The 5987-nt window shown below is 72.6% G+C and carries 10 protein-coding genes and 1 tRNA gene; 7 read left to right on the top strand and 4 right to left on the bottom strand.

All coding sequences use genetic code 11. The features are described from left to right. Positions 1 to 48: 48 nt before the first annotated feature. The 5 genes from VIB11_RS11895 to VIB11_RS11915 all read left to right on the top strand — a co-directional run bounded on the left by VIB11_RS11895 (position 49) and on the right by VIB11_RS11915 (position 2057). Entirely contained in the window at positions 49 to 243 is a 195-nt protein-coding gene (locus tag VIB11_RS11895) for a hypothetical protein (protein WP_332031441.1), read from the top strand. 3 nt (positions 244 to 246) lie between these two features. Continuing rightward, on the top strand, positions 247 to 849 hold the full coding sequence (gene nadD, locus VIB11_RS11900) for a nicotinate-nucleotide adenylyltransferase (RefSeq protein WP_332031442.1): 603 nt from the start codon (positions 247 to 249) through the stop codon (positions 847 to 849). Positions 850 to 856: 7 nt separating this feature from the next. Next, on the top strand, positions 857 to 1231 hold the full coding sequence (rsfS, locus tag VIB11_RS11905) for a ribosome silencing factor (RefSeq protein ID WP_332031443.1): 375 nt from the start codon (positions 857 to 859) through the stop codon (positions 1229 to 1231). 10 nt (positions 1232 to 1241) lie between these two features. After that, positions 1242 to 1904: a histidine phosphatase family protein gene (locus tag VIB11_RS11910; RefSeq protein WP_332031444.1), complete on the top strand. Its 663-nt coding sequence runs from the start codon at positions 1242 to 1244 to the stop codon at positions 1902 to 1904. 80 nt (positions 1905 to 1984) lie between these two features. Beyond that, positions 1985 to 2057: transfer RNA gene (locus tag VIB11_RS11915), tRNA-Ala, on the top strand. Between the two features lie 117 nt (positions 2058 to 2174). Here VIB11_RS11915 and VIB11_RS11920 read toward each other — a convergent pair. The 4 genes from VIB11_RS11920 to VIB11_RS11935 all read right to left on the bottom strand — a co-directional run bounded on the left by VIB11_RS11920 (position 2175) and on the right by VIB11_RS11935 (position 4816). After that, positions 2175 to 2954, bottom strand: a complete 780-nt coding sequence (locus VIB11_RS11920; RefSeq protein ID WP_332031445.1) for a hypothetical protein — start codon at positions 2952 to 2954, stop codon at positions 2175 to 2177. A 167-nt stretch (positions 2955 to 3121) separates the two neighbouring features. Next, positions 3122 to 3511 carry a nuclear transport factor 2 family protein gene (locus VIB11_RS11925; protein ID WP_332031446.1) on the bottom strand — a complete coding sequence of 130 codons (390 nt, stop codon included), beginning with the start codon at positions 3509 to 3511 and terminating at the stop codon, positions 3122 to 3124. 113 nt (positions 3512 to 3624) lie between these two features. Further along, entirely contained in the window at positions 3625 to 4266 is a 642-nt protein-coding gene (locus tag VIB11_RS11930) for a maleylpyruvate isomerase N-terminal domain-containing protein (RefSeq protein WP_332031447.1), read from the bottom strand. Positions 4267 to 4276: 10 nt separating this feature from the next. After that, positions 4277 to 4816: a hypothetical protein gene (locus VIB11_RS11935; protein ID WP_332031448.1), complete on the bottom strand. Its 540-nt coding sequence runs from the start codon at positions 4814 to 4816 to the stop codon at positions 4277 to 4279. 65 nt (positions 4817 to 4881) lie between these two features. Here VIB11_RS11935 and VIB11_RS11940 point away from each other — a divergent pair, with 65 nt between their 5' ends. After that, entirely contained in the window at positions 4882 to 5055 is a 174-nt protein-coding gene (locus VIB11_RS11940) for a hypothetical protein (protein WP_332031449.1), read from the top strand. Positions 5056 to 5107: 52 nt separating this feature from the next. After that, a complete protein-coding gene (locus tag VIB11_RS11945; RefSeq protein WP_332031450.1) occupies positions 5108 to 5752 on the top strand; it encodes a lysoplasmalogenase in 645 nt (214 codons plus the stop codon). The last annotated feature ends 235 nt before the right edge of the window (positions 5753 to 5987 follow it).

Below are 5987 nucleotides of genomic sequence, written 5' to 3' on the forward strand. Positions count from 1 at the left end.
GCGGGGTGTTCGCGGGCGGGTGCGGACCCGACGGGTAGGCTGTGCGCCATGTCGTCGTCTCTGGCCACCCTGTACTCCTCCGTCGAGGAGACCCACCGCGAGCTGCCCATGTCCGCGACCATGTACGGCGTGCTCGCACTCGTGGCGTTCGGCGTCCTGCTGGGCGTGCTCTGGTTCTTCCGCGGGACCGCGCAGAAGATGTCCGGCAGCCACACCCACACCCGGGCCCCCGAACGCGGCTGACGCATGCGCGTCGGCGTCATGGGTGGCACCTTCGACCCGATCCACCACGGCCACCTCGTCGCCGCCAGTGAGGTCCAGGCGCTCTTCGGCCTCGACGAGGTCGTGTTCGTCCCCACCGGCCAGCCATGGCACAAGGACGGCGTGAGCCCGGCGGAGCACCGCTACCTCATGACGGTCATCGCGACCGCGTCCAACCCCCGCTTCACGGTCAGCCGGGTCGACATCGACCGCGAGGGCACCACGTACACGATCGACACGCTCCGGGACCTCCGCGCACAGCGGCCCGACGACGAGCTGTTCTTCATCACGGGCGCCGACGCGCTCGCGGAGATCCTGTCGTGGAAGGACCCCGAGGAGCTCTTCGAGCTGGCCCACTTCATCGGGGTGACGCGTCCCGGTCACGAGCTGTCGAACGGCGGTCTCCCCGAGGACCGGGTCACCCTCCAGGAGGTGCCCGCCATGGCGATCAGCTCCACCGACTGCCGCGCCCGCGTCTCGCGGGCGGAGCCCGTCTGGTACCTCGTGCCGGACGGCGTCGTGCAGTACATCAACAAGTACCGTCTGTACGCTGCCGGCGGCCCCGTCGCAGTTGCAGCCCACACGTAGGAGAGCAGTGCCCGCAACCCAACACGCCCTCGACCTGGCCAAGGTCGCCGCGCTCGCAGCGGAGGACAAGCTCGCGACGACGATCACCGCCATCGACGTCAGCCAGCAGCTGGCCCTCACCGACGTCTTCGTCATCGTGTCCGCGGCCAACGACCGCCAGGTCGGCGCCATCGTCGACGAGGTCGAGGACAAGCTGCGCGAGGTCGGGGCCAAGCCGGTGCGCCGCGAGGGCCAGCGCGAGGGTCGCTGGGTCCTCATCGACTACGGCGACATCGTCGTCCACGTCCAGCACGACGAGGAGCGCGACTTCTACGAGCTCGAGCGGCTCTGGAAGGACTGCCCGGAGCTCGAGCTCGGCGTGCAGAAGCGCCGCCAGCAGTGAGGGGCAGCCGGTGAGCCCGGCGGTCTCCGGGCGGCGTCTCGTCGTGCTGCGGCACGGCGAGACGACCCACAACGCGGCCGGCATCTGGCAGGGCCAGCTCGACAGCCCCCTCTCCGAGCGCGGGGTGGAGCAGGCGTATGCCGCGGGCGCGGCCCTGGCGCCGCTGGCACCCGTGCGCGTGGTCGCCTCGGACCTGCAGCGCGCGGCGCTCACCGGCGAGGCCGTGGCGAAGGCGTGCGGGGTCGACCTCAGCCTCGACGAGCGCTGGCGGGAGATCCACGCCGGCGTCTGGCAGGGCATGAGCGGCGCGGAGGTCCGGCAGCAGTGGCCGGCCGAGCAGGAGAAGCTGGCGCGCGGCGAGGACTTCCGGCGCGGTGAGCACGGCGAGGCCGTGGCGGACGTCGCCCGGCGCACGGCCGAGGCGCTCGACGAGCTCCTGGCGGGCCTGGGGCAGGGCGAGACCGTCGTCGTGGCGACCCACGGGGTGGCCGGGCGGGCAGCGGTCGCCGGCCTGATCGGCATGGACCAGGCCATGGCGTGGACCACCCTGGGCGGGCTGGGGAACTGCCACTGGGCCGAGGTCGCCGAGGGCCGCGTGGGCTGGCGGCTGATCCGCTGGAACGTCGGCCCGCCCGGCGTCGAGGCCGTCCCGGGCCCGCAGTCCCGGGCGTGACCACCCGATTTGGAGAAACCAGGGGTGGGATGGGTAAACTCTGGCGTCCCCGCAAGGGGAACGGGCGAAGAGATTCGCACGGGGCTGTGGCGCAGCTGGTAGCGCACCTCCATGGCATGGAGGGGGTCAGGGGTTCGAGTCCCCTCAGCTCCACCGACACGAAGGCCCCCGCAGCGCGGGGGCCTTTGCCGTCCCCGCACCCTCCGGCCACGCCCGGCGCAGGCGGTGTGGAGGACCACTGGCACCTGCTCGTGGAAGCTGCGGGCACCCTCACAGCAGGGTGCACCTGGTGGCGGCGGCCTCTCGCGTGGCGGCCTCGTACGCGCGCATCTTCCGGTCGCCGGCCTTCCACGACTTCCGCCAGGCCGCGGCGGCCTGCGCGGGTGTGACCTTCCCGGCGCGCATCAGCTCCATCTCGTGGATGTGGTGCTCCCACTGGGACACTCCGTCCCGGGCCAGCTGGAGGACCGTCGAGCGCACCGGCAGCGCCGCCCGGCACCGGGTGAGGGCGTCGAGCTCGCCCCGGGTGGCGGCCTGTGACCATCGCGGGTCGACGGCCGAGCACGTGGCGGGGCGGTCGCGGACGGGGCCGTCGACGGTGCGGAAGGCGGCGGCGTTCTCGCTGGCCGCGACCCGGGTCTGCTCCCAGAAGTCTCGTGCCACGGACAGGGAGATCTTGCCGGCCACGAGCAGGTTCATGGCCTCGATGTGCTTCTGCCACTGGGCCAGCGAGACCGCAGCCGTGCTGAGAGCGGTCTGCTGTCGCAGGTTCGACAGCCGGCACGCCGACAGCACGGCGGTGACGGCCCGGCGTGACTGGTCGGCCTCGGAAGGCGTCCGCGTCGTGGTCACGGTCGGTGAGCTCGGGGCGACGGCGTCGGAGCCGCGTGAAAGGGAGCTGGTGGCGCCGGCTCTCCCGGCTGACCCCGCCGCTTCCTGGCGGTCCAGCTGGCTGAACACGAGGGTGGTCCCGACGACGAGGACCGCGGTGAGGACCAACAGGGTGGCGCGAGGAACGCGCGCGTGCTGGCTCTCGTGCCGTCCGTGCATCCGAGACCACCTCCCCTGGGCGACTCGAGTATCGGCCGGTGCGTCCGGGATCGCCTCGCGCGCATGGTCCAGGACATGTCGTGCTTTTGACGGACGTGCGCGCACAGGCCCCCCATTGGTCCGGCGTACCAAGGACCGTGGGGGATGCCCTTGAGGCCGTGGGCCGCTCAGCCCTCGGGGGGAAGGGCGACGGAGTGCAGCAGCGCGAGCTTCCAGTCGCCGTCGAGCCGGCGCAGGACCACGGTGGTCGGGGCCGCGATGTGGAGCCTCTCGCCGTCGAAGGTGTAGTCCTGCTCGAGCCACGACGTCACCACCGCGGTGTCGCCCCACTGCTCGCTGTGCATGTCCGACAGCTCGGAGCGGACGTCGCTGATCCGGGGCCGCAGCTCCTGGACGTACGCGGAGATGTCGTCGGCGGACCTCAGCCACCTGCGTGCGATCTCGTCGACACCCTGGGCGTCGGGGGTGACCAGCGCCAGCATGGCGTCGATGTCGACCTTGTCGAACGCCGCGAACATCTCCCGGACCGTGGACTCGAGGGCCTCGTGCTCTCCCATGGCAGCCTCCTGACGAGCGTCTCGGTGTGGGGCACGCCAACGACTCTGCTCCGGTCCACCCGGTGCCACCATGGCCCAACCGGATGGTGTTCCGACGAGCCTCGGGTCTGCGACTAGCGAACGCTCGAGTCCCAGCGCCAGCGCTGCCCCCGCGTCTCGGGTGTGCGGCCGGTGGCGACCAGCAGGTCGTGCCACGGGTCGTCCGTGCGCGTGGCAGCGGGGAAGATGCGGTCCAGGACCCGGCGGCACACCGCTGCGTCGGGGGTGAGGTCGACGCCCTGCGCAGCCAGGATGTCGTGGCCGTGCGCGAGCGACTCGGTGATGCCCATGGCTGCGAAGCCGGTGCTGTCCGAGGTCCCGTAGGGGTGCCAGCCCCGCCGCTCCGGGGGAGCGGTCGCGGCGACGGCGACCAGCATCCCGCCGACGGCGTCGAGACAGCCCACGATGCCGCGGGTCCCCGTGCCCGGGTCGGGCCAGAAGACGACCGGCGGGGCGCCCTCGCGCGAGTCGGTCCGGTCGACGAGCTGGACGTAGGACTCCCGGAAGGGACCGGTGCCCGAGATCTGCATCGCGTAGAAGCCCATCGTGTCGACGACGTGCGAGGCAGCCTCGCGGCACGTCCAGTCGGACTCGTGCGCGGGCGTGTCCCAGGCCTCGTCGGGCAGGGTCGAGAACGCTCTCATGAGCTCGTCGATGACGGACCGCAGGTCCTCGGAGGTCGGCAGGGCCGGATGGGTCACGGCAGGCGTGGTCATGGGCGGCAGGCTACGCGTGGACGGTGCTGTGCTGCTCCTGCTTTTGCGCCACGGCCAGGTCGATCATCGCCCCCGCGATGAGGACGAGTCCGGCGTTCATGACGAGCAGCCAGCCCCAGCCCACTGGCACGGAGTTGTCGGTGCCGAAGCCCGGGGCGAGCGTGGTGGCGAGCAGCAGCGCGGTGGCGCCGGCCATGAGGACCCGGCCCGTCGTCGCGCGGTGCACGCCGCAGCTCACCATGGAGGCGCCGACGAGGATGATGCCGGCGCAGGCCAGCAGCAGGGACCCCGCGAAGCCCATGCCGACCGCGGCTGCCCCGCCCCAGCCGACCCAGCTCGAGGGGTGCGTGCCCTGCTCGAGCTGGTGGCCGACGATCCCGAGCGTGAAGAGCAGGGTGGCAGCCAGCTGGAGCGGCACGCCGAGCAGCGACGGCAGGGCCAGGTCGCGGGCCACGCTGTTCCAGTAGGCGCACAGGAGCAGCGCGCCGGCGGCGCCCCCGGTGCCGGCATGGCGCTCCAGCCACGCGATCAGGCGCAGCGTCCCCTCCATACGCCGACGGTAGGGGCGCCGGGGCCCGGTCACCTCCGGCATTCTGCGCCCTGCCGAGTACGTCAATGAGCGGTTGGGCATATACGCGTGGGGGGTATGGGCCGGGGCTGTCGAGCCCGCCGTTCCGGGGCGCCCCGGAAGCCTCGCTGGCGGTCGCCTTCGTCGTCACCGTCCCCGTCAACCGAGCACTCATCGCCGGGGGCCGGGGCCACGCGGTGGCCCACCAGCTCCACCAGTGACCTGCCCCACCTTGCCCGGTACCACCGGAGAGGGCTGTGGGAGCCTTCCGCAGTGACTGGGCTCGCGTGGGTGCTCTGGCTGCTGTTCGCCGGCTTCGCCGTCCTCGACTGGTATGCCGTGTGGCGGGGCCGGCGCGCGCTGGAGGCGGTGGCGAAGCCCCTCGCCATGGTGGCGCTCACGGGGGTTGCGCTGGCGATGGGCGCCGGCGGCTCCGGGCCGGGGCGTTGGCTGCTCGTGGCCCTCGTGCTCTGCCTCGCCGGAGACGTGGCGCTCCTGTCCAGGACCGAGCCCCGGTTCCTCGCCGGCCTCGGCGCCTTCCTCCTCGGCCACGTCGCCTACGTCGCGGCGCTGCGGTCCCTCGGCGAGCAGAGCCTCACGGCCGCGTTGCCGGGGCTGGCGGCCGTCCTGCTGCTCGTGCTCGTCGTCGGGCGGCCCGTGCTGGCGGCGACCCGGCGCCGGGGCGAGCCGGGCCTCGCCGGCGCGGTGGCGGCATACATGGTCGTGATCGGCACGATGGTCGTCACCGCCTTCGGCACCACCCGCCCGCTGGTCGCCGCCGGGGCGCTGGTGTTCATGGCCAGCGACGCCGTGCTGGCGTTCGACCGGTTCGTGCGGCCCCAGCGCTGGGCCCCGCTGGTCGTCATGGTGACCTACCACCTCGGGCAGGGGCTGATCGTCGCCGGGGCCCTGCGGTAGCCTTCGTCCATGGCACGGCAGCTGCTCCTTCGACAGCCGCGCTGACGGACCGGACGACGGACGTCACCGCGGCTAACCCCTCCTGCGCGAGGGGCTTTTTTGTGAACTGGCCCGGGTGAGCCGACCCAGCGCAGGCAAGCAGCACCGCAACCACGACACGAGGGATGAGATGAACGAGACGCCGCACCGCTACACGGCCGAGCTGGCCGGCCAGATCGAGGTCGCCTGGCAGGAC

It is taken from the genome of Pedococcus sp., from assembly GCF_036554925.1.
Classification (GTDB): Bacteria; Actinomycetota; Actinomycetes; order Actinomycetales; family Dermatophilaceae; genus Pedococcus_A.